Annotated in this window: 20 protein-coding genes, 2 tRNA genes and 1 pseudogene (1 of these 23 only partly in view); 9 read left to right on the forward strand and 14 right to left on the reverse strand. The window is 40.8% G+C overall.

The features are described 5' to 3' along the window. Window position 1 precedes the first annotated feature (1 nt). Together FHG67_RS13035 and FHG67_RS13040 are read right to left on the reverse strand one after the other, a co-directional pair. The gene (locus tag FHG67_RS13035; protein ID WP_004499888.1) at window positions 2-775 is read right to left on the reverse strand and encodes an LBBP_01157 family protein; all 774 of its coding nucleotides are present in this window, start codon (window positions 773-775) and stop codon (window positions 2-4) included. After that, complete coding sequence (locus FHG67_RS13040) at window positions 765-1637, reverse strand: glycosyltransferase family 2 protein (RefSeq protein WP_004499953.1); 873 nt, start codon at window positions 1635-1637, stop codon at window positions 765-767. Before FHG67_RS13040 ends, FHG67_RS13035 begins: the two co-directional genes overlap by 11 nt. Window positions 1638-1745: 108 nt before the next feature. Here FHG67_RS13040 and FHG67_RS13045 point away from each other — a divergent pair, with 108 nt between their 5' ends. After that, window positions 1746-3923 carry an O-antigen ligase family protein gene (locus FHG67_RS13045; RefSeq protein WP_004499884.1) on the forward strand — a complete coding sequence of 726 codons (2178 nt, stop codon included), beginning with the start codon at window positions 1746-1748 and terminating at the stop codon, window positions 3921-3923. Between the two features lie 173 nt (window positions 3924-4096). Here the strand turns inward: FHG67_RS13045 and FHG67_RS13050 are convergent, their stop codons facing one another. From FHG67_RS13050 to FHG67_RS13060, 3 genes are all read right to left on the reverse strand, one after another. Next, complete coding sequence (locus tag FHG67_RS13050) at window positions 4097-4720, reverse strand: hypothetical protein (protein WP_004499876.1); 624 nt, start codon at window positions 4718-4720, stop codon at window positions 4097-4099. 100 nt (window positions 4721-4820) lie between these two features. Continuing rightward, a tRNA-Leu gene (locus tag FHG67_RS13055) sits at window positions 4821-4906 on the reverse strand. Between the two features lie 391 nt (window positions 4907-5297). Continuing rightward, window positions 5298-5368 (reverse strand) — tRNA-Cys (locus tag FHG67_RS13060). A gap of 121 nt (window positions 5369-5489) precedes the next feature. Here FHG67_RS13060 and FHG67_RS13065 point away from each other — a divergent pair. After that, window positions 5490-5930: a DUF4505 family protein gene (locus tag FHG67_RS13065; protein ID WP_004499934.1), complete on the forward strand. Its 441-nt coding sequence runs from the start codon at window positions 5490-5492 to the stop codon at window positions 5928-5930. A gap of 137 nt (window positions 5931-6067) precedes the next feature. On the opposite strand, the gene guaA is transcribed toward FHG67_RS13065, so the two are convergent. Then, window positions 6068-7879, reverse strand: coding sequence for a glutamine-hydrolyzing GMP synthase (guaA, locus tag FHG67_RS13070; RefSeq protein ID WP_036075985.1), 1812 nt, complete (start codon window positions 7877-7879; stop codon window positions 6068-6070). Between guaA and queF the strand changes: the two genes are divergently transcribed. Continuing rightward, complete coding sequence (gene queF, locus FHG67_RS13075; protein WP_016758882.1) at window positions 7835-8377, forward strand: preQ(1) synthase; 543 nt, start codon at window positions 7835-7837, stop codon at window positions 8375-8377. The genes guaA and queF overlap by 45 nt on opposite strands. 16 nt (window positions 8378-8393) lie before the next feature. Next, entirely contained in the window at window positions 8394-8660 is a 267-nt protein-coding gene (locus FHG67_RS13080) for a SemiSWEET transporter (RefSeq protein WP_002630953.1), read from the forward strand. A 420-nt stretch (window positions 8661-9080) separates the two neighbouring features. Here the strand turns inward: FHG67_RS13080 and lsa33 are convergent, their stop codons facing one another. Both lsa33 and FHG67_RS22695 read right to left on the reverse strand, forming a co-directional pair. Continuing rightward, window positions 9081-10010: a surface adhesin Lsa33 gene (lsa33, locus tag FHG67_RS13090; protein ID WP_004499929.1), complete on the reverse strand. Its 930-nt coding sequence runs from the start codon at window positions 10008-10010 to the stop codon at window positions 9081-9083. An 83-nt stretch (window positions 10011-10093) separates the two neighbouring features. Then, window positions 10094-10277, reverse strand: a pseudogene (locus FHG67_RS22695) (hypothetical protein). On the opposite strand from FHG67_RS22695, the gene FHG67_RS13100 reads away from it, so the two are divergent. Beyond that, window positions 10243-10464 (forward strand): ferredoxin, encoded by a 222-nt coding sequence (locus FHG67_RS13100; RefSeq protein ID WP_002630943.1) that lies wholly within the window; start codon window positions 10243-10245, stop codon window positions 10462-10464. The pseudogene FHG67_RS22695 and the gene FHG67_RS13100 sit on opposite strands and share 35 nt — an antisense overlap. Window positions 10465-10758: 294 nt before the next feature. Here the strand turns inward: FHG67_RS13100 and fliM are convergent, their stop codons facing one another. The 6 genes from fliM to FHG67_RS13130 are packed head-to-tail and all read right to left on the reverse strand — an operon-like array spanning window position 10759 to window position 16196. Next, entirely contained in the window at window positions 10759-11784 is a 1026-nt protein-coding gene (gene fliM / locus FHG67_RS13105) for a flagellar motor switch protein FliM (protein ID WP_002721870.1), read from the reverse strand. Further along, window positions 11781-12761, reverse strand: coding sequence for a hypothetical protein (locus FHG67_RS13110; RefSeq protein WP_004499958.1), 981 nt, complete (start codon window positions 12759-12761; stop codon window positions 11781-11783). The genes fliM and FHG67_RS13110 overlap by 4 nt, the downstream gene beginning before the upstream one ends. 57 nt (window positions 12762-12818) lie before the next feature. Beyond that, window positions 12819-13451, reverse strand: coding sequence for a hypothetical protein (locus tag FHG67_RS13115; protein WP_004499933.1), 633 nt, complete (start codon window positions 13449-13451; stop codon window positions 12819-12821). Further along, window positions 13448-14323, reverse strand: a complete 876-nt coding sequence (locus FHG67_RS13120; RefSeq protein WP_004499903.1) for a peptidylprolyl isomerase — start codon at window positions 14321-14323, stop codon at window positions 13448-13450. The genes FHG67_RS13115 and FHG67_RS13120 overlap by 4 nt, the downstream gene beginning before the upstream one ends. After that, window positions 14320-15732, reverse strand: a complete 1413-nt coding sequence (gene argH / locus FHG67_RS13125) for an argininosuccinate lyase (RefSeq protein ID WP_036075988.1) — start codon at window positions 15730-15732, stop codon at window positions 14320-14322. Before argH ends, FHG67_RS13120 begins: the two co-directional genes overlap by 4 nt. A 26-nt stretch (window positions 15733-15758) precedes the next feature. After that, window positions 15759-16196 carry a heme-binding domain-containing protein gene (locus FHG67_RS13130; protein ID WP_004499887.1) on the reverse strand — a complete coding sequence of 146 codons (438 nt, stop codon included), beginning with the start codon at window positions 16194-16196 and terminating at the stop codon, window positions 15759-15761. 112 nt (window positions 16197-16308) lie between these two features. On the opposite strand from FHG67_RS13130, the gene FHG67_RS13135 reads away from it, so the two are divergent. From FHG67_RS13135 to FHG67_RS13150, 4 genes are all read left to right on the forward strand, one after another. After that, the gene (locus FHG67_RS13135) at window positions 16309-16776 is read left to right on the forward strand and encodes an NfeD family protein (RefSeq protein WP_142499815.1); all 468 of its coding nucleotides are present in this window, start codon (window positions 16309-16311) and stop codon (window positions 16774-16776) included. Window positions 16777-16806: 30 nt separating this feature from the next. Next, window positions 16807-17754: an SPFH domain-containing protein gene (locus FHG67_RS13140; protein WP_004498139.1), complete on the forward strand. Its 948-nt coding sequence runs from the start codon at window positions 16807-16809 to the stop codon at window positions 17752-17754. Between the two features lies 1 nt (window position 17755). After that, window positions 17756-18688: an SPFH domain-containing protein gene (locus FHG67_RS13145; RefSeq protein WP_004498152.1), complete on the forward strand. Its 933-nt coding sequence runs from the start codon at window positions 17756-17758 to the stop codon at window positions 18686-18688. 387 nt (window positions 18689-19075) lie between these two features. Then, on the forward strand, window positions 19076-19364 hold the 5' portion of the coding sequence (locus tag FHG67_RS13150) for a Dam family site-specific DNA-(adenine-N6)-methyltransferase (RefSeq protein WP_004499875.1). 593 nt of this gene lie beyond the right edge of the window; the window shows 289 of its 882 coding nt (coding positions 1-289); it begins with the start codon at window positions 19076-19078; its stop codon lies beyond the right edge, outside the window.

Genomic DNA, 19364 nt, shown 5'->3' on the forward strand with positions numbered 1-19364 from the left:
TCTAGTTTGTTCCTCTTTTTTTTCGAATCTGTTCGATCACTTGAAAAAATTCCACCTTCGCTTTTTCGAAATCCTGAAGGGAAAGATTTTCTGTATACGGAGAATTCTCTTTTTGATTTCCACTCACATTTAAAAAATAGAGTTCGTCCGAAATGATATTCCTCAGCCGTTTTGTAGAGTTAGACTGAAAAAACTGTTCGAACTCGGTTCCCATATACACGAGGAGAATACAAAGAACACTCGGCTTTAAACGCACAAAAATCTGTTGTTTCCAAAACGGCTCCCAATTGTAAAAATCTTTCCAACTTTCCTGAGAAAAATTCGGGCCTCCGTATAAAACTTTCAAGTCTTCTTCGATTCCTTCGGGTTGAAATCTGGAAAATACACTTTTAAGATTGGAATGTTCGTAGGAAAGAATTCGGTTTAACTCTGCTTCCGGAATGAAAACGACACCGGAAATTTTATCTCCCTGTTGGCTTAAAAAATTTCCGGTCGAGACAACAAGGGAATATTCTCTTCCGGATTTTTCCTTCCCTTCCAATCTAAAAAGTTTAGGGCCGTTCTTTAGGATTTTATAATATTTTGTTTGATGAATCAATCCGCCGTTTTTTTTTCGAGTCACAAAAAAACGATCCGCTTTTTCCCGGAGTTCGGCCAATTCTCTTTTATAGCCGAAACTTTCACGGACCGGAAGAGCCTCCTCGCCCGAATCTTTTTTTGTTTTTTTTCCTTTAAAAAAAGAAACGATTTTTCCGAAAAAAGACCTAACGCCCATAGCCTTCTTTCACGTTGGAAGGACGCTCTATCATTTTTTTCTCCAATTCGTACTGTTTTGCGTCCTTTAGAAATGTGGAATACGCCGAAGAGACCGCAATCACCCAACCCGGAAAGCCGTCCAAAAATCCGAACTTGAAAAAATAAGTCTCCATAAATTTAGAGAAAGGCTTGTAGATGGTTCTGAAAAATGAAAATCTCCTTCCCTTTCTCTGCCTCGTATAAGCGACAATCGAAGAGAATTGATTGATCGTATTCACTTGGTGCGTTAGATCCCGAAAACTATAATGAATGATATCACCGTGAATCTTACTTCCGTTTCCTTCGATGCTGATGGTATCGTGCGGATTCTCTCCCATCCAAACAGCTTTTCCTTTCCGAAAAATACGGTAACGATACTGAGGATACCAACCGGAATAACGGATAAATCTTCCCAGATGATAGGTTAGACGGGAAACTTGAAAACCGTTAATATCGTCGTCGGGTTTTCGTTTAAACGTAAGAATGGAATTCTCAAGTTCGGGAGAAATCCTTTCATCCGCATCTAAAGAAAGAATCCACTCGTATTTGCAAAGAGAGATCACGTCATTTTTTTGTTCGACATGACCCTTGAATCTTTGTTTATAAAATCTTACGGAAGGAAAAGACTTAGAAATCTTTTCGGTTTTGTCTGTACTGATCGAGTCGAGAATTACGATTTCATCCGCTACGTTCAGACAAGACTCGATACAGTCTCTTATGTTTCTTTCTTCGTTGTAAGTGATGATTGCAACTGAGAGTTTTTTTTCGATCGAAGTGGACTTCGGGAGTGTTCCCTGTTTTTCCGACGTCTTCTTTTTCTTGACTGGAATTGATTTTCCCATTGATTCGATTGATTCCTGGAATCTGTTCTTTTTTCTAATGGTAGAATGAATTCTTTCTCTGTCATTGGTTTTTTAAGGGAATTTTTAAGAACTTAGGAGAAGAATAAATTGAAAGAAAGGTTCCTCAAAAAACTCAAAATCATATCCTTATTTTCTCTCGGTTTATTCTTCCTCAGCTTTCCCCAATCTGTGAGTGTGTCTCAATTTTTCGGAGGACTCACGATCGTAACCGGCTTTCCCTTGTTTTTTTTAGACGAAGAATCTAGAAAAATCTGGAAGCGAGTTCAAAACCCGTTTTTAACCTTTTTCGGAATTTATATCCTTCTCTTCTTGTCTTCTTTGTTTCACGCGGAAAACTATTCCTCTTTTTTAAAGAAATTTCTGAAACAATCCGAGTTCGGGGATTTTTGGATGTTACTTCTATTTCCCGCGTCCTTCCTCATAGCCTCTCAGGAAAAAAATCAAACGATCTTAAGGAGATTTCTGTTCGCGTCCGCTTCGATTGTTATTTTGCTCGGTTGTATCAGCCTATTTTCGGAAGTCCGGATCGGCAAGTTCGTCGCAAACGGATTCAAATACGCTCCCGGAGATAGGCTTCAACATTTTTCCGGAAATATAGGTCCGATCAAACTTTATCTCCCCATCGGAATGATGAATACACACCTAACGTTTGGGGGACTTTTAGGTTTATTCTTACCCGGACTTTTTGTGGATTGGTTTCAATCCACAAAAAAAAAGAAAAATCTCGTTTTCGTTTTAAAAACGCTTTTGGTACTTGCAGGATTTATCATACTTTTCTTCAACCAGAGTCGATCGATTTGGTTGGGAATGTTTGTAGTTCTCTTACTGCTCCTTTTAAAAGGAACGTTTTCGATTCGAAAAAATCCTTTTCATGTTTCCACCAAGGCAAAAATCTTGGCGGGAATTTTCTTCTTAGGATTACTTTTGTCTGCAGGTTATTTATTTAAAAACAGCTGGCTCATCCAAAGATCCGTTTCTCAAATATTCGAAGTTCATAATACGGAGAATCAAAGATATTATATTTATAAAAACACCATTCCCTTGATCCGGAAACATTGGTTTGCGGGAATCGGAGGCGGAAACTACAAAGAATTCCACTGGACAGAATCCTCCAAAATGATCGAAAAAGAGGAACAGCTCTGGTACGAACTCTATATCACTCCGAGGGGACACGCTCACAACGATCTTCTTCACTTTTTAGTTACCGGAGGAATTATAGCCGGAATTCTTTTTATCCTTTTTTGGGGAAAGCTGTTCGATTTCTTTTTTCAAAACGATTTCAACTCTTTAACCGGAATTCCGATTCTTACGATCGGAATTTTGAGCTTGTTTCCGGCCGGTTTTTTTCAGTGTTATCTTTTGGACGACGAAGTAGTCCTTCCTTTTTTCGCGTTCTGCGGGATTTTTCTAGGAGGAAAATTAGAACTTATCCCCAAACCTCAAATCAACGAAAGAACGAACTTATTGCCGAAACAATACCCAAAAAAGATCCGGAAAGGTTTTTTCTTTAAAAAAACAACTTGTCACTGTTTAGAAAATTACACTCGATTTCTTAAAACATTCTGCGCAATTGCAATTCCGATTTTACTTTACTGGCTTTTCTGGATTTTGAAACTCAATTTAGAACCTTTAGAAGTTTACAACCGAAGAGTCAGATCTTCCGATCTCGCTCTTACACGAGAAGTACAAAAGAATATTCTAAAGTACGAAATCGTTTCAGATGAAGTCCACTCTCCTTTAGACCCGAGTACGACGTCTTTCGAGAAAGATCCGACTTCGTCGCCACAATCGAATATTCGACAAAATTCCGAGTCTTCCACTAAGTTTCTTCCTTCGGCACTAAACGTTCAACAAGCGTCCCTTCCCTTTCAAGTGGAAGGATGTCTAACGCATCGCTATCACGATCCTCCTTATCCGAGAAAAACCCCGTTTAGCTTTACAATTTATATTCCGGAAAATTCCGTAAACGCCCCTAAATCGGCCACGATTACCGTCGTTTCCAGGGATTCTTTCGACCAAGATCAGCTCTATTGGGCGCACGGAGAAACCGATTTAGGAACGATTCAAGTCGATTTACGAAAAGGAAAAAATCCGATTCTCATTTCAAATTTTCTTTTGGAGACGACTCCGAACGCGTTTCCGGAAGGGGTTTTCTTTCGCGATTTTAAAATCGGATATTCGGGTTTTAGAAAAGGGGAAAAAATCGATTTTCCAAAATTGTATTTTGGAAAGATTTGCGATACGGTGATTCCTCTGACTCAATGAGTCTACTTTCCATAAAATATAAAAATTCTACATCGAAATTGGACGAAGTTAATTTAACGTGAGTTCAGTGTAAGAAAATCTGAGCGAATCACTCGCAGATTTCATAGTGGACTGGCTCACTTTCGTATTTGTTATACCGAATTCACGTTAATTAAATCATTCATTAATAAATTCTAATATAGATTACCGTTATCTCCGCTTCTTTTTCCAGTTAGTAATTGCAATGCCAAAGTTCCGACACTCAAATCCACCGGATTCTCCGGCCAATCGCAGAGCTCATGTGAAAAAAAGTATAAGCAAGGTTCGTTGTTAGAATTCTTCTTCACTGGATGATAGAGCCAAACGTTTCCATACATTACGATCGGAGATAATATTTTTCGTCCGTTTTTTATTTGGCTCCAACCTTCTAAATCGGTTCCACACTCTTCGATCAATTCTTCTCTTATACTGCTCCAATCCCAATCTTCCGGATCAAAAATATCGGTTCCACCTAAACAAAAATTACTTCCATATTCTCTTAAAAACTCATGACGAATTAACAATTTCTGATATGACTCCGGCCAATTCTTATATTTAGATAACTTAGTCGCCGGAGGGGAAGCCGCAAAATGTTTACCATCTGAAAACTTAAGATTTAAATCCTTATCCCAGATTGTAACTTCTTTTACTTGATCCATCCATTCTCTCAATAATTGTTTGGACTCTTCAGATTCTGCAAGATAAGAAAAATGATCTACCAGAGCATTTCGAAAATCGTGAGTGTTTACAATTTTTTCCCATTCTTTTTTATAATCCAAAATAAACTCCTATTCGTTTTTTGAATTGAAACATTTCTCAATTTGATTCCGTTTTCCAGAACAATTCCGTTAAACATAATTGCGAATGAGAAAAAGAAATTGGTACCTGGAGCGAGACTCGAACTCGCACGAGATTGCTCTCACAGGATTTTAAGTCCTGGGTGTCTACCATTCCACCATCCAGGCGTTTTAGGAATCAGTGAATAGGAGTCAGATGTCAGGAAGTTTTTCTGTAATTCGGAAGTTCTTACTTTTACAAAAAAACATCTATCCACTATCCACTATCCACTATCCACTATCCACTATCCACTATCCACTATCCACTATCCACTATCCACTATCCACTATCCACTATCCACTATCCACTATCCACTATCCACTATCCACTATCCACTATCCACTATCCACTATCCACTATCCACTATCCACTATCCACTATCCACTATCCACTATCCACTATCCACTATCCACTATCCACTATCCACTATCCACTATCCACTATCCACTATCCACTATCCACTATCCACTATCCACTATCCACTATCCACTATCCACTATCCACTATCCACTACTACATAGGCGTCGCCCGGATTCGAACCGGGGATCAAGCTTTTGCAGAGCCATGCCTTACCACTTGGCCACGACGCCGTTATAAGGTATGATTTTAAGAGAAAGATCAGTGTCAATAGAAAAGTCTTTACAACGTGTCCCGGAACTTAGTTTTACTATTATCAAATAGATCGGCTGCTCCCGATCGGGGCAGGTTCTTATGAGACAAAGAAGAACCTATTTTTATCAACTGGACGGAAGAGGAAAACTCTATCATGATTTTTCGGAGTTGAAAGATCCTGAGTTTTTGGATTTTTTCATTTCAAGAATTCGTAAGAACGACACAGGAGAGCATCCCGAGTTTCCTTATCTTGCAGTCTGTAATGGAGAATGGAATTTTATTCAACCTGCGACTACGATTTTTATCTTTCGCAAATTAGAAAACGAGAAACTATTTTATTCTCCCGGCTTGGCCGTTCCCTTTCAGCCTGAAAATCTAATAATCTTTCGAGAGTCCTTAGCTCATCCGGCGCTTCTCGGAGAACTGGGCTCTTTTTCCAGCGAACTCCTTTTGGATTTTTCTAAGAGCATTTTTCAAAGAGAAAATCAACTCGTCTTTGAGTATCTTGGAAAGGAATTTTTGATTTCGAAAGAAAAGTAAAAGTTCATTCTACAATCTCCGTCTTACGTCTGAAATATGGAACCACTCAATCCAATTTTTTAGAAAAAATCTTGAATGATCGATTGTAAAAACAAAGAACCTAGACACAAAACCGCTCACAATCAAATCTTAATTTGTCACTCCCATTCGATTGTTCCGGGAGGTTTGTTCGTAAGATCGAAAAACACATAACGAATCCCGCCAATCTTGGAAACTACGTTTTTGATTTCCTGCAACAGAAAACGTTCCATCGGAAAGAAGTTAGCCGTCATCGCCTCCTGAGATTCAACCGGACGAAGAACGATACTCTTTTCATTCTTCCTTTCTCCGATGGGCAAAAGAACGACGGGCATCTGCCAAATCTTATCGTAAAGACCGGCCCTGCGAATCGCGGACTCAACCGCATAATCCGCTTCCCGAAGCAAATCGGAGCAACTTTTATCCAACTGCATTCCAGTAAATTGAAAGTTCAATTTTTTGACGTTGGTCTCGAAAGGCAAAAGAACCACACGATTGATAAAGGAAAACTGATTGGAAAGATGTGTGGCTACCCGATCCAAAGTTTTCCAATTCGCTCCGATGTCGCTTAACACTACACAGTTTGCATAGGATCTTCGATCTCCTTTAACGCCTACGCTGGCAATGGGAAGGATTTTGCCGGACAATCCTTCCTGAGTCGCAAGATAAGAATCCACCGCATTCTGGTCCTCACTTGTTCCTTCTTTTTCAACCGCTAGCATGCGCACCACAAGCCCAGGCCCCGGAAACGGATGACGACCTACCCATTCCGGTTCCAACCCAAGAATAACTCCCAGATCTCTGACCTCGTCCTTATAAAGATCTCGGATCGGTTCAATGATCTTTCCCTCTTCGATCAGTTTTTGAATTGCTTCGACTCGATTATGATGCGTTTTGATCGTATGAGAATGTTTCGTCCCACCGGATTCGATCGTGTCCGGATAGATAGTTCCCTGACCGAGAAGCCAATCCCCGTGCTCCAGATCTAAATCCTTTACAGCGCGATCCCTAGCTTCCAGAAATAAGTTTCCGACGATTTTTCTTTTTTCTTCGGGATCGGATTTCCCTTTTAAACTTTCATAAAAAAGATCCGATTCGTCTCTTACCGTTAGGTGGATATCCCGGAGAGCGAGTTTTTCTTGAAGATGAAGAACTTCCCCCTTTCTCATAAAACCTGTATCGACTAAAAATCCGAGAACTTTTTCCGCACCGAGAGCTTTACACAGAAGAAGGTAGGAAACGGTAGAATCCACCCCACCCGAAACGAGCATAAAAATCTTTTGCTCCGGTTTTACGGTTTCTTGAATTTCTTTGATCTTTTTTTTTAAGAACTGATCGATTCCCCAGGTTTTGGAAGCTCCGCAAATTTGAATAAAATTATCAAGAAGAAGAGAACCCTTTTCGCTATGACTTACTTCCGCATGAAATTGGATTCCGAAAATCTTTTTGGAAGAATTCTCCACAACCGCGTAACCGCAATCTTTCGAAGAAGCAATTCTAGAAAAACCTTCCGGAAGTTTTACGACTTCGTCGGCGTGATTCATCCAAACCCGTTCCCCTCCTACAAAATTCTTCAAAAGAAAATTTCCGTTGGAATCATGAATTTGTAAAGAAGTAGGGCCGTATTCTCCGGTTCCGGAACGTTTTACGACTCCGCCGAGAAGTTTCATAATCAGCTGATGACCGTAACAAATCCCTAAAACTGGAATTCCGAGTTCGAAAATTCGAGTCGTAATCGTTGGAGAATCGGGCTCGTAAACGCTTTCCGGTCCTCCAGAAAGAATAATACCCGCGTATTTTTGATAATTGGAAAGAGGTTCTTCGTTAGAAAGAATTTCCGTATAAGCACCTAATCTTCGAATTCTGGATGCTATCAAGTGAGCATATTGCCCACCGAAATCAACCACGGCAATTTTCTTCCGGACTTCCATTCCACCCCTCTTTGGGACTTTGATACGGATTCCAATTCGGGAAAAAGAATTTTCGCGGAGAAGAGATCGAAAAATCTGGTCATCAAGGAACTATTCATGGAAACGAATCATCCAGAGACTTACGATGGAAGACAAGATCACATCCCTTCTCTGAAAACTCCCGAAATCGAATCTTTCACCAATGTTTACGAAGGAAAGGATTATACAATCGATTTTACAGTTCCAGAATTTACGGCGGTTTGCCCGAAAACCGGACTCCCCGATTTCGGAGTGATTTTCATTTCTTATATTCCCACCGGCCGTTGTATAGAACTCAAGTCCTTCAAAGAATACATTCTAAGTTATAGAAACGTCGGTATTTTTCACGAATTTTTAGTGAATAAAATCATGGAGGACCTGGTCGCGGCCATCGATCCGAAATACTTAAAAGTGATCGGAGATTACAATCCTAGAGGCGGAATCAAAACCGTCGTCACCCGAGAATATAATAAGAGTTAATCGAATTTAATCCGACATGGACTCTATTACGTTTTTAGGTTATATCGCTTCCCTTCTCACGACGGTTTCCTTTTTGCCTCAGCTCATCCGTATCGTCATGGGTGGAGATACAAAAGATATTTCCAGAAACATGTACATCGTGTTGGTTACGGGTGTGGCTCTCTGGTTTATCTACGGTTGTCTCAAACAAGACTTCCCGATCATCCTTGCTAACATTTTCACGTTCCTATTCACTTCGATCATTTTATTTTTTAAGCTGAGAAACGATTCTCGAAACAAATAAAACCGTTTTATAAAAAACAGAGTTCAGGAAGTTTTGTAAAACGGTAAAGAGGAAATCGTTTGAAATTTAAAGCGTAAAAAAGAATCCATATCCGGATTTGTTTCTCAAGTGCCAAATTCAAAAAAGACCGACGCTTGAAAACCGATGTCTTGTTTTTTATTTAACGGTCGAAATCCATTCGAAATTGTTTTCGCCTTTTCCATGAATTTTTGCTTATCAATCGCATTCGATTCCGCTTTTTCTAAGAAAGCAGGATATCGAAAATCTCCGGAACGGGCTTTTTCTTTAAACCCTCCGGTAAAGACACACAACCAGACATGCAAATTAATTTAAAGACGAGTTTAAGATATAGTGTGAAAAACCCCGACTTCGCTTAACAAATAACGAAACCGGGGTGAAAAGCTTGTCTGATTACCTTTTTTACTGAGGTTTGACCTGATCTTTGAGAGATTTTCTAGAATTTTCTAGGGCTTCCCTATCCTTGTCAATACCGGACTTGATGTTTTTTCTTTCTTCATCAGCGGCGCTTTTGATGGCTTCCTTTTCAGCCTTTCCGGATTCTTTGACTTCGTCGATCATTCTACGATTTTCCTCTTTCGTAGCATTGATGAGTTCTTGGTTCCTTTGTTTTTGTTCCTCCAAACCTTGAAGAATTCTCTCCTTGTTTTCTTTAAAGTCTTTTAGGATCTCTTCAATTCTTTGTCTTTGCTCTTCCGTAATGGACTGAACGGTGGCTGCGTCTTCTTGCAATTCTTTCAACTCGTCTTCGGAAAGTTTTTCTTCCTTCTGACTTTTACCGTCGGAAACAATTTTCCCGCCTGCATCGGCTATGTTATTCAGATCCGGATTATCGTTATCTACAACTTCCACGGACCCTTCGGAAACGAGAGTTTCGGTTTGGTTTCCCTCCACTTCGACTTGAAAGTCGGTTCCGCGAACCGCCGCAGTCGAAGTAGGCGTAGTGATTTTGAATCCGGAAGATTTGGTGAGTTTTGTGCCGACTTTAGAAAATATCTTTCCTTTATTGAGGTTAATATCCGAATATATCTCCGCATTTTTAGAATCCACATAAATCCTATTCAAGGTAAGACTTGTGTTCTCTTTTACGCGAATGATCACCCCATCCATGAGTTGAATATCCGTGTACGAATCTTTTGTCGTTTCAATCTTATCTTCCGGAAGGATAAATTCCGAAAGCCCTACTTTCTTTTCTTTTCCGGTTTTATCTGAAAGCTTTACGCTTCCTTTGATAAAAGTAAAAACTCCGCCTTGTAGGTCTTCCTTTTTGGACTTTCCACAATCAATAGCGAATAAGACAATCAATACGAGGTATGAACCTTTTCGAAACATTCTGGTCTCCCATTTAAATTCTTTCCGGGCAAAATAGCATAAAATTTATTTCAAGTCCACAGTTTTCTCTATTTTTGCCTTCACTAAGTTGCTTTCGCTTGTTCCAAACCGACCATCTTTAGTCGTGCAAGAACCCTAGAAAAGGACTTGCTGTCTAACAAATGGTTAGAAAATTGATCTTGAGACCTGTTTTTAAGCGACCGGGAGAACCGACCCAGGAGAATCGAAGCCTATGCCGACTAAAATTGCGTATGTAGATAAGGACAACTGCACGTCCTGCAATCAATGTGCAGACAATCTTCCGAAATATTTTCAAATGGATGACAATGACACTTCGGAAACTCATATCGGAGGAGAAATGGTAAATCAAGCTCCGATCCCCGAGGAAGACTGGAAAATCGTTCAAAAAGAAATGGATGAATGCCCCGGCGAATGTATTCAGTGGAAAAAATAATTTCACTCGGAAGTTACGGTTTTTTAAACTCGACACAACGCTTTCCTCAATTCGTGTTGTGATCACATTGACCGATTCCAAAGGCGGTTTCTGACCGCCTTTTTTATTGAAATTCATCTCTAAAATTTTTTTATCTGCATTTCGAAAGATCTTATACGGCGAACAAGCAGCATCCGATTCAGTCTGGGTATTTCATTTATTATACAAACAATCTTCCTAAAACCAGCTGGATTTCTGTTGAGCTCTCGCCTATTCTTTTGGTACAAGTTCAAAAGCAAATTTTAAGTTAAGATTCTAATATTCCTGTTCAGAACGTGTGGAACCCAGAAGTTCGTCCGGAATATCTTCCACCCTGTCTCCAATTTGAATCGCAAGTCGGCTCCCCACTCTTCCAGGAAGGCATTTGAATTTTTTTCTTTCCCCAACTTTTACGATCATCTCGGATCTCGTGGAAGTATTTTCCAGTTTCACAACATCACCGACGGAAAGATTCATAAAATCGTTGATGGAAACGTCCACGGATCCTACTTCTGCGATCAGAGGAATTGCAACCTGGTCCAGTCGCTCTTGAATTACGGCGCGGTTCTCATCCAATTCCCCTTTTCGAATGGACGAATACCAATATTGCGCGGATAACTTATTGATGATCGGTTCGATCGTGATATAGGGAATACAAAGATTCGTCATCCCTTCCACTTCTCCGATTTTGGTTTCGAGAGTGATCAAAACCACCATGTCGTTCGGCGGAACCACCTGTGCAAACTGAGGATTCGTTTCTATATTCCCGAGTCTCGGCCTTAAATCGATTACAGTAGACCAAGATTCCCTCATGTTCCCGAGAATTCGAACGATAATCCCTTCCATCACGCTCATCTCTATCTCAGAAAGTTCTCTAGAAATTTTTGCCTGTTCTCCCTTACCGCCAAACAGACGATCGATGATTGTAAAAGAAATCGAAGGATCGATCTCTAAAATCGCGGAGCCTCTCAAAGGATCCATATTGATTACGGCAAGAGTAGTCGGATTCGGAATCGAACGAATGAATTCCTCATAAGTCAACTGATCCACGGAGGCGACGTGAACGGATACGAGCGCTCTGAGCTGTGCCGAAAGACCCGTAGTCGCCAGACGAGCAAAGGTTTCGTGCATCATTTGCAACGTACGAATTTGGTCCTTTGAAAATTTATCAGGACGTTTGAAGTCGTAGATCTTTACCTTTTTTTGTTCAGAAACGGAAGTATAATCCGATTCGCTTACTTCACCGGAACTGATGGCGCTTAGTAGCGCGTCAATCTCATCCTGCGATAGAATCTCCGTCATTTCTTTACCTTCGCTACTAAGTTAGACACTTTCCAGAAAGCTCCCTGTTCGTCGGGTACCCTTCTGAGAGTGTAAATATATTCGTATTTGGAACGCAAGCGGTTCAACTTTCTCTCTACAAAAACCGTGACTCTCGCCAAACCGGGAGAAACAGATTCCGTGTTCAAAATTCTGTAAGAATGAAGAATCCCAGCTCTGGATTCGGTAAGATATCGTTTAAAATTCTCCAGCAGAAAATCTCTTTCGGATTCTTCCGCACGATTGTATTCTTCCGAGTATTGATCGTAGGCCTGTATATATTCTGGAAAATAAATCCACTTGAAATGATGTGCCCAATTTTTTTTCTTTTCGGAACCCAAAAATAAATGAATCACCTCTTCCGGTTCAAGCCCATCCGCAGTCGGATCTTTTTCGGGAATGGACAAGAGGACCGGTTCGCCGTGTTTTTCTTCGTAAAAGAAATAAGGTTGGTTGCGAGAACGAATAAAAAGCGCGGGCATTTCCTGTATATTCGGATGAAAATACGCGGTCACAAAATACTTCTTTCCCGGCTCCAAATCAAAACGAGAATTCAAGTCGATTTCTTTAGAGAACACTTCGTCTTTGTGTAGAATGATTTCTTTGATCTCTTTTCCTTCCAGGGATTCGATCGTGTTTTTTCGTTTTAACACGGGATCGATCCTTTTTTCCTCGTCCCTTTCCGGAATCTGATTCCCATTCTCGTCCCGAACTACAACTCGATACGATTCCAGACCTCTTCCGGAAGGAAAGATTCTTATCACCTCGTTTCCGGTATTCGTGATGGACATCTTTACCGGAATTTTATCGTTCTCACGATAATGAATTTTTTTCAAATCCAACGTGATGATTCCCTGTTGTTTGAGATAATTTTCCGAAATCGAACCCCGTGCATCCCGTTTTGGAAACGCAAGGAGAAACGAAGGAGTCAGTAAAATTGCGAGAAGAATCCGAATCATTCTGGTTTATTTTCGGCAAATTCCCTCAAAACCAGCGAAAAAATAAGGATTTTTAGATCAGCGCGGGGTCTTGGCATCCTCTATGATCATCTCCGCGATTCGAATCAATCGTTTGAGAATAACCTCTATCTTATCGTAGTCTTGGTAACAAGAGACCAACTTTTCCATCGGAGGTTGTATGAGAGAAATCGCCTTTGAGGAAAGGATCAATGCGGTAAGATTGTCTTCGTTTAATAAATTCAGAGATTCGAGTTCATTTAGGAATCGATTGATTTCCTTAATGAGCGCTTCGTCCCCTATGTCGTTTTTTTCGAAAAAAGATTCAATTTTTAGAATATAATCCGTGAGAATCTGCTTGATACGCGCCTCGTCGTCCGTCGGTTTTTTTTTTGCGGTTAAAGTGTTGATTATCCCGTATTTTGAAATCGCGGTTTCGTAAAAGGAATATATTTCCTGACGTTTGGAATGGATAATCCGAAAGAGTTTTATGATCTCGACTAAACGATCCGGAAGATTTTTCCCTTCGCTAGTTTCCAAAATCGAGGCTCTGGATTCTTGATCGTGCACCGGGAGCACGGACAATCGCTCTAAAATACGACTCGTGCTGGTAGAACCGGAAGAATAACTTGCCAGTTCTTGAATCACTGCAAGATAGTTCTTTGCCTGGGTTTTATCCGGTGTGAATGTCATTGCACCGCCGTAGCCGCCGTTCTTTTATCTACGATGAGAATTTTTTTGATCGAAGTTTTGGAGTTTCCCGCCTTTACAATCTTGTCCACGACGTCCGCACCGGATACCAATTGGCCGAAAACGGTGTGAAGACCGTCCAGATGAGGTGTGTCCACTTGGTTGATAAAAAATTGGGAGCCGTTTGTATTCGGTCCCGCATTCGCCATTGCAATAGAACCCTTAAGCGCCTTATGAGACTTTAGAATTTCATTGTATTTGTATCCGATTCTAAAAAGAATTTCAAGAACCGATAATTTCTTGGCGTCTTCAAATGCCTTTTCGATCAATTCTCTTTTTGATTCCGCTTCTTCATTGTTTTTTATCTGAAGCTCGTTAGCCACGGCCTTTTGAAGTTGATATTGATAATAGGGAGCTTCCCCGGCTTTTATTTGATCAAGACCGAGAGCTTTTCCGTTGATCTCGTCATCGAAACGATATCCGGGACCGCCAGTTCCGTCCCCATTCGGACAACCACCCTGGATCATAAAATTTTCGATCACCCTATGAAAGGTCAAACCATCGTAAAAAGGTTTTTTCACCTTTTGTCCGTTTCTGGTTAGAAATTCCTTCTCGCCTTGCGCCAGATCGATAAAGTTCTGAACCGTTTTAGGGGCGTCTTGGTCGAATAACTCAACGGTCATAGTTCCTTGAGTAGTTAAGAAGATCGCATAGATCGCGGATTTTTCGGGCAATGAGACCGCGGATGTATCCTGTCTTGGAACTACGACGGCAGACGGCGTATAAACTTCCGGTTGGTATCTGGTCTGCGCAAACGGATTCCGATTACACGCTAAAAAACAAACAAACGTTAAAATTCCAGAAATGATTCTCATAAAAACAATGTTTCAGCTTCCCTCAAAGATTCCAGCGCAATTTTTAATTGTTCTTCCTGTCTTTTTTTGGAAGTTCCTCCGTAAGAGATTTTTTTGTCCGCGGAAAGAGAAAGAGAAACAGCATTTTCGTATTCTTTTCCCACAAAATGTTCCGAAATCGAAACTCGATCTGGTTCGGGCAAATCAAACAAGGTCTTTTTTTTCTCCACACAAACTCCCACAAGCGTCCCCACGAGTTCATGAGCGGTTCGAAACGGAACTTTCTTTTCGTAAACGAGAAAATCCGCTAAATCCGTCGCCGTCGCAAATCCGTTTTTTAAGGAAGATTCCGCTCTTTCCGGAACCCAGACCCAACCTTCGATCATTTCCCGGATCCCTTCCAAACTGATTTCCACAGTTTCGATCGAATCAAAGAGAGCTAACTTGTCTTCTTGAAGATCGCGGTTGTAAGTCGAAGGCAAACCTTTTAACATCACGAGAAGATGATTTAAATTTCCGATCACCCTTCCCGCTTTTCCTCGAATGAGTTCCGCGATATCCGGATTCTTTTTTTGAGGCATGATGGACGATCCAGTCGTAAGCGAATCCGGCAGACGCAGAATTCCAAACTCTTGGGAAGAATAAAGTATGATGTCCTCGCAAATTCGAGAAGCATGGATCATCAACTGAGTACAAGCAAATAAGAATTCCAGAATATGATCACGACTCGAAACTCCGTCCATAGAATTCGGAGACACTTTAGAAAGTCCTAATTCTTTTTTTAAGAATTCCCTGTCGGTCGGATAATTGACTCCCGCCATCGCTCCGCCACCGAGAGCCAATTCATCCGAGGCTTTTAAAGCAAAACGAAAGAATTCCTGATCCCTTTCCAAGGCCCAAAACCAAGAAAGCAAATACTGAGAGGCGCGGATCGGTTGTGCGACTTGAAGATGTGTGTATCCGGGTATGATTACATCCACGCTCCGTTTCGCTTTTTCATACAAAGAAGATCTTAGACTTACGATGGATTTGAGAATTTCTTTTCCTCGACCTAAGATATACAGCCGTACGTCTTGAGTCACTTGATCGTTTCTAGATCTTGCGGTATGTAATTTTTTTCCGGTTTCCCCTATGAGTTCGGTCAAACGGGACTCGATATGCATATGAATGTCTTCGAGCTCCGGTTTGAATTCCAACCGTCCTTCCTCCAATTCGGTTTTGATTTGCGAGAGAGAGGTTTCGATCTTCGACAATTCGTTTCCGCTTAAGATGCCGATTTGTTTCAACATTCTCGCGTGCGCGATACTTCCTTGGATATCTTCTTTATAAAGTTTATGATCGAAGGATACGGATTCCCCGATTCGTTCCAGAATCGAAGAGGTTTTTTCCTGAAATCTTCCGCCCCAGAGTTTTTTTTCTTTTCCAGTCATTACGATCTTTGCCAAATTATTTTTAATTATTCTTTCCGATACTCTTCTTCCAAATCCCGAACCCAGTTCTTCAAGACTTGCAATTCTTCTCGAGTAACTTTTGCGGACGGATGCAAAAGAATATAATTTCCGGGAGGCATTTCTTTTTCTTCCAAAGTTTCCAAAATCGAATCGCCTTTCGTCGACTTTTCTTTTTTACTTAGGGAATTCCATTCCGAAAAATTGAGCTCAACTTTTCCTTCCTTTACGTGATTGTAAAGATACACATTGACGGGAAAAATTTTCGAATACCAAGGCCATTCGGTCAGATCGGAATGACAATCGTAACAGGATTTCCTCAATATTTTTTTGACTTCATCGGAAGTTTGGATTTCGTTTCGATTCGTTCCTTCGGGAGGACGTATAGGTAGAAATTGCAGAAACAGAATCGCCGTTATAAGTGAGAATAGAAGTTTTTTTTTCATACCTTTCTCCTGGATAATTCGTTTTCTTTCCCTTTTTTTTAAAATAGAAAAAACGGATTGAATTCTGAAAAAAATTTACGAATCTGTTCCACTCCGGGAGAATGCGTTTTTCATGCCTGATTTTCTTTCCAATCTAACGGTTACGATTTGGATCGGCGGCGGCGGCGTCTTACTCATTCTCGCTGAATTTTTTATTCCTGGAACCTTTATCGCTTTTTTAGGAACCTCCGGAATTATCACCGGGATTGCCGTGTATTTTTTCGATATTTCCCTCGGTTGGCAACTAGGACTTTGGGCCTCTCTCTCCATTCTTCTGATTTACGTCGGAAGCACGGCGATTCGAAAAATCTTTCCGGCTCAGACAGAACGTTCCATTCCGGAAAACGATCAGATCGGAAAACTGGTTTCCGTAGTCAAAGACGTTCTTGTAGAAAGAAAAGGCGGAAGGATTCTTTTTCAAGGCGTAGAGTGGGACGCGATTTCCAAAAAAGCCAGAATTCCGAAAGGAAGTAAAGCAAGAATTGTAAGTCGAGACAATCTCACATTTCTCGTGGAACCTTTGGAACTTCCGGAAGAATAAGTCTGATTTTAAAATAGAAAAGGAGATTTTATGTCTGCAGGGTTTATATTCACGTTATTCTTCATAGCGTTGATCTATCTGATTCGTAAGACATTCATCATCGTTCCGCAACAGTATTGTTTCGTCGTGGAACGCGTGGGAGTATTCAACGGCGCTTTGGAAGCCGGGTTTCATTTTTTATGGCCCGTCATCGAAATCGTCAAATACAGACAGAATCTGAAAGAGATCGCGATCGACATTCCCCCTCAGATGTGTATCACAAAGGACAACGTTTCCATTTCGGTGGACGGAATTCTTTATCTGAAAGTAGTCGATGCCTACAAGGCTTCTTATGCGATTGAAAACTTCATGCTCGCTACTCAACAACTCGCGCAGACGACCCTTCGTTCCGAAATCGGTAAACTGATCCTTGATCAGACATTTGCGGAAAGGGACGATATCAATTACAACGTTGTGCGCGCTTTGGATGAGGCCACCGATCCCTGGGGAATCAAAGTCACAAGATACGAAATCAAAAATATTTCTCCTCCTAAGGAAATTCTTCACGAGATGGAAGAACAAGTAAAAGCGGAGCGAGTTAAAAGAGCGGAGATCACGATTTCGGAAGGTGAAAAACTTTCTAGGATCAATCGTTCTGTGGGAGAAAGAGAAGAAGCGATCAATATCTCCGAAGGGGAAAAGATGAAAAAGATCAACGAAGCCGACGGTAAGGCTTTGGAGATAGAACTGATTGCCGCCGCGAAAGCAAAAGGAATCCAAATGATCGCAGAATCCATTTCCAGAGAAGGCGGAGGAGAAGCTGTTAATCTCCAAATTACCGAAGACTATCTCACGGGTTTTGGAGAAATCCTAAGCGTTTCTAAAACCACGATTCTTCCCGCGGAGCTTGCCAATATCGCGGGAGTGTTCGAAGGTCTTTCCAAAGTAACCGGAAAATTGCCTGAAATCAAAACGCCGAAAGAGAAGGAAGGTCAATAAGATGGAAACGTTTCAAAGCACATTCGTAATGATATTCTGGACTCTGTTCGGAATTTACTTCGCATACAAACTCTATCGTTCGATTCGAATCGTTTCCGCCCAGGATTGTATCGTAGTGGAAAGACTCGGAAAATACAGCAGAACCTTACACGCGGGTCTTCATCTTCTTTGGCCTTTCCTTGAAAAGGACGCGTACTATCATACGCTGAAAGAACAAGCAACGGACGTTCCTCCCCAGACTTGTATTACGAAAGATAACGTGCAAGTGGACATGGATGGAATCCTTTATCTCAAAGTCCTGGATCCCTACAAAGCGAGTTATGGAATCAACGACTATCAGTTTGCGGCTTCTCAACTCGCCCAAACTACGATGCGCGCTATCATAGGAACGATGGATTTGGATGTTACGTTTGAAACCAGAGACGCGATTAACAGTAAGATTCTGGAAGTTTTAGACTTAGCCGCCGAATCTTGGGGAATCAAGGTCAATCGATACGAAATCGTAAACATCACTCCTCCTAAGTCCATCTTAGAAGCGATGGAAAAAGAGAAAAAAGCGCAGATCACAAAAAAGGCACAGATCTCTCTTTCGGAAGGGGATAGGGACGCGAAAATCAACCGATCTCTGGGTTTTAAAGAAGAAGCCATCAACAAGTCCGAAGGCGAAAAACAAAAAAGAATCAACGAAGCCGAAGGCGTAGCCAAAGAGGTGGAAGCGATCGCAGTGGCTACCGCAAAAGGAATCGAACTACTCGCCCAGTCGATCAACACAAAAGGCGGACAGGAAGCAGTTAAACTTAGGATCGGTCAAAAATTTATCAAAGAATTTGAGAAAATTTCCGGTAAAAAAGCGGAAATCGTTTTACCTCTCAATTTGACGAATTTCCGTTCGATTTTGAAATCGGTTTTAGGAAATACGGATCAAAAAAATTGAATGTTATTTTTGAAACGGAAATGATTTTTTGTTGGAGTTTCTACCACGAGCTTGGTTCCTAAAACATTTTAACAAAACTTATAAATAGAAGTTTCAACAGGCAAAATTCGAAATAAATCGAAGGATCGAAAACGAAAAAAACAAAAAAGGATAAAGAGCCTTTTCAAATCATTTAATATAAAGTCTATCCTAAAACCTTATGAGAAATCGGCTTTCATCGTTCGATAAGTTCGTAATAAACCGTTGGAGTTCATACAAAAACCGTCCCTTGAGAGCGTTTATGAACTTTCAAATGGATTTTATTTTTGGAACACTCTCGTAGTAAATTCCGGTTTTGGGATAGATTTCTAGTAAACTCCATATTTAAGGTATTCTGACGATACAATCATGTCGTTTCTTTTTCCAATAGAATCGCAATTGGTTAAAAATCCGCTAAAAGGACAGCTTTTGAAATGGATTGGAAACAAGCAAAAATATGCGAATACTATTATTTCCTATTTTCCTAAAAAAATAAAAACCTATCACGAACCTTTTCTAGGTAGTGGTGCAGTTATCGCTGCCTTATCTCCCAAAAAAGGTATTGGATCCGATATATTCAAACCGCTGATTGACATTTTTCGGAAATTGAAATCAAATCCGGACGAGTTGATTCTCGACTATATCGAAAATTACGCTC

It is taken from the genome of Leptospira weilii (assembly GCF_006874765.1).
Lineage (GTDB): Bacteria > Spirochaetota > Leptospiria > Leptospirales > Leptospiraceae > Leptospira > Leptospira weilii.

Coding starts and splice junctions, on each gene's coding strand:
- FHG67_RS13120 (WP_004499903.1), bottom strand. CDS start 14,323: ATGAGAATCATTTCTGGAATTTTAACGTTTGTTTGTTTTTTAGCGTGT.
- FHG67_RS13140 (WP_004498139.1), top strand. CDS start 16,807: ATGTCTGCAGGGTTTATATTCACGTTATTCTTCATAGCGTTGATCTAT.
- FHG67_RS13035 (WP_004499888.1), bottom strand. CDS start 775: ATGGGCGTTAGGTCTTTTTTCGGAAAAATCGTTTCTTTTTTTAAAGGA.
- FHG67_RS13065 (WP_004499934.1), top strand. CDS start 5,490: ATGAGACAAAGAAGAACCTATTTTTATCAACTGGACGGAAGAGGAAAA.
- lsa33 (WP_004499929.1), bottom strand. CDS start 10,010: ATGTTTCGAAAAGGTTCATACCTCGTATTGATTGTCTTATTCGCTATT.
- FHG67_RS13080 (WP_002630953.1), top strand. CDS start 8,394: ATGGACTCTATTACGTTTTTAGGTTATATCGCTTCCCTTCTCACGACG.
- fliM (WP_002721870.1), bottom strand. CDS start 11,784: ATGACGGAGATTCTATCGCAGGATGAGATTGACGCGCTACTAAGCGCC.
- FHG67_RS13135 (WP_142499815.1), top strand. CDS start 16,309: ATGCCTGATTTTCTTTCCAATCTAACGGTTACGATTTGGATCGGCGGC.
- FHG67_RS13110 (WP_004499958.1), bottom strand. CDS start 12,761: ATGATTCGGATTCTTCTCGCAATTTTACTGACTCCTTCGTTTCTCCTT.
- FHG67_RS13115 (WP_004499933.1), bottom strand. CDS start 13,451: ATGACATTCACACCGGATAAAACCCAGGCAAAGAACTATCTTGCAGTG.
- FHG67_RS13130 (WP_004499887.1), bottom strand. CDS start 16,196: ATGAAAAAAAAACTTCTATTCTCACTTATAACGGCGATTCTGTTTCTG.
- argH (WP_036075988.1), bottom strand. CDS start 15,732: ATGACTGGAAAAGAAAAAAAACTCTGGGGCGGAAGATTTCAGGAAAAA.
- FHG67_RS13145 (WP_004498152.1), top strand. CDS start 17,756: ATGGAAACGTTTCAAAGCACATTCGTAATGATATTCTGGACTCTGTTC.
- FHG67_RS13040 (WP_004499953.1), bottom strand. CDS start 1,637: ATGGGAAAATCAATTCCAGTCAAGAAAAAGAAGACGTCGGAAAAACAG.
- FHG67_RS13100 (WP_002630943.1), top strand. CDS start 10,243: ATGCCGACTAAAATTGCGTATGTAGATAAGGACAACTGCACGTCCTGC.
- guaA (WP_036075985.1), bottom strand. CDS start 7,879: ATGGAAGTCCGGAAGAAAATTGCCGTGGTTGATTTCGGTGGGCAATAT.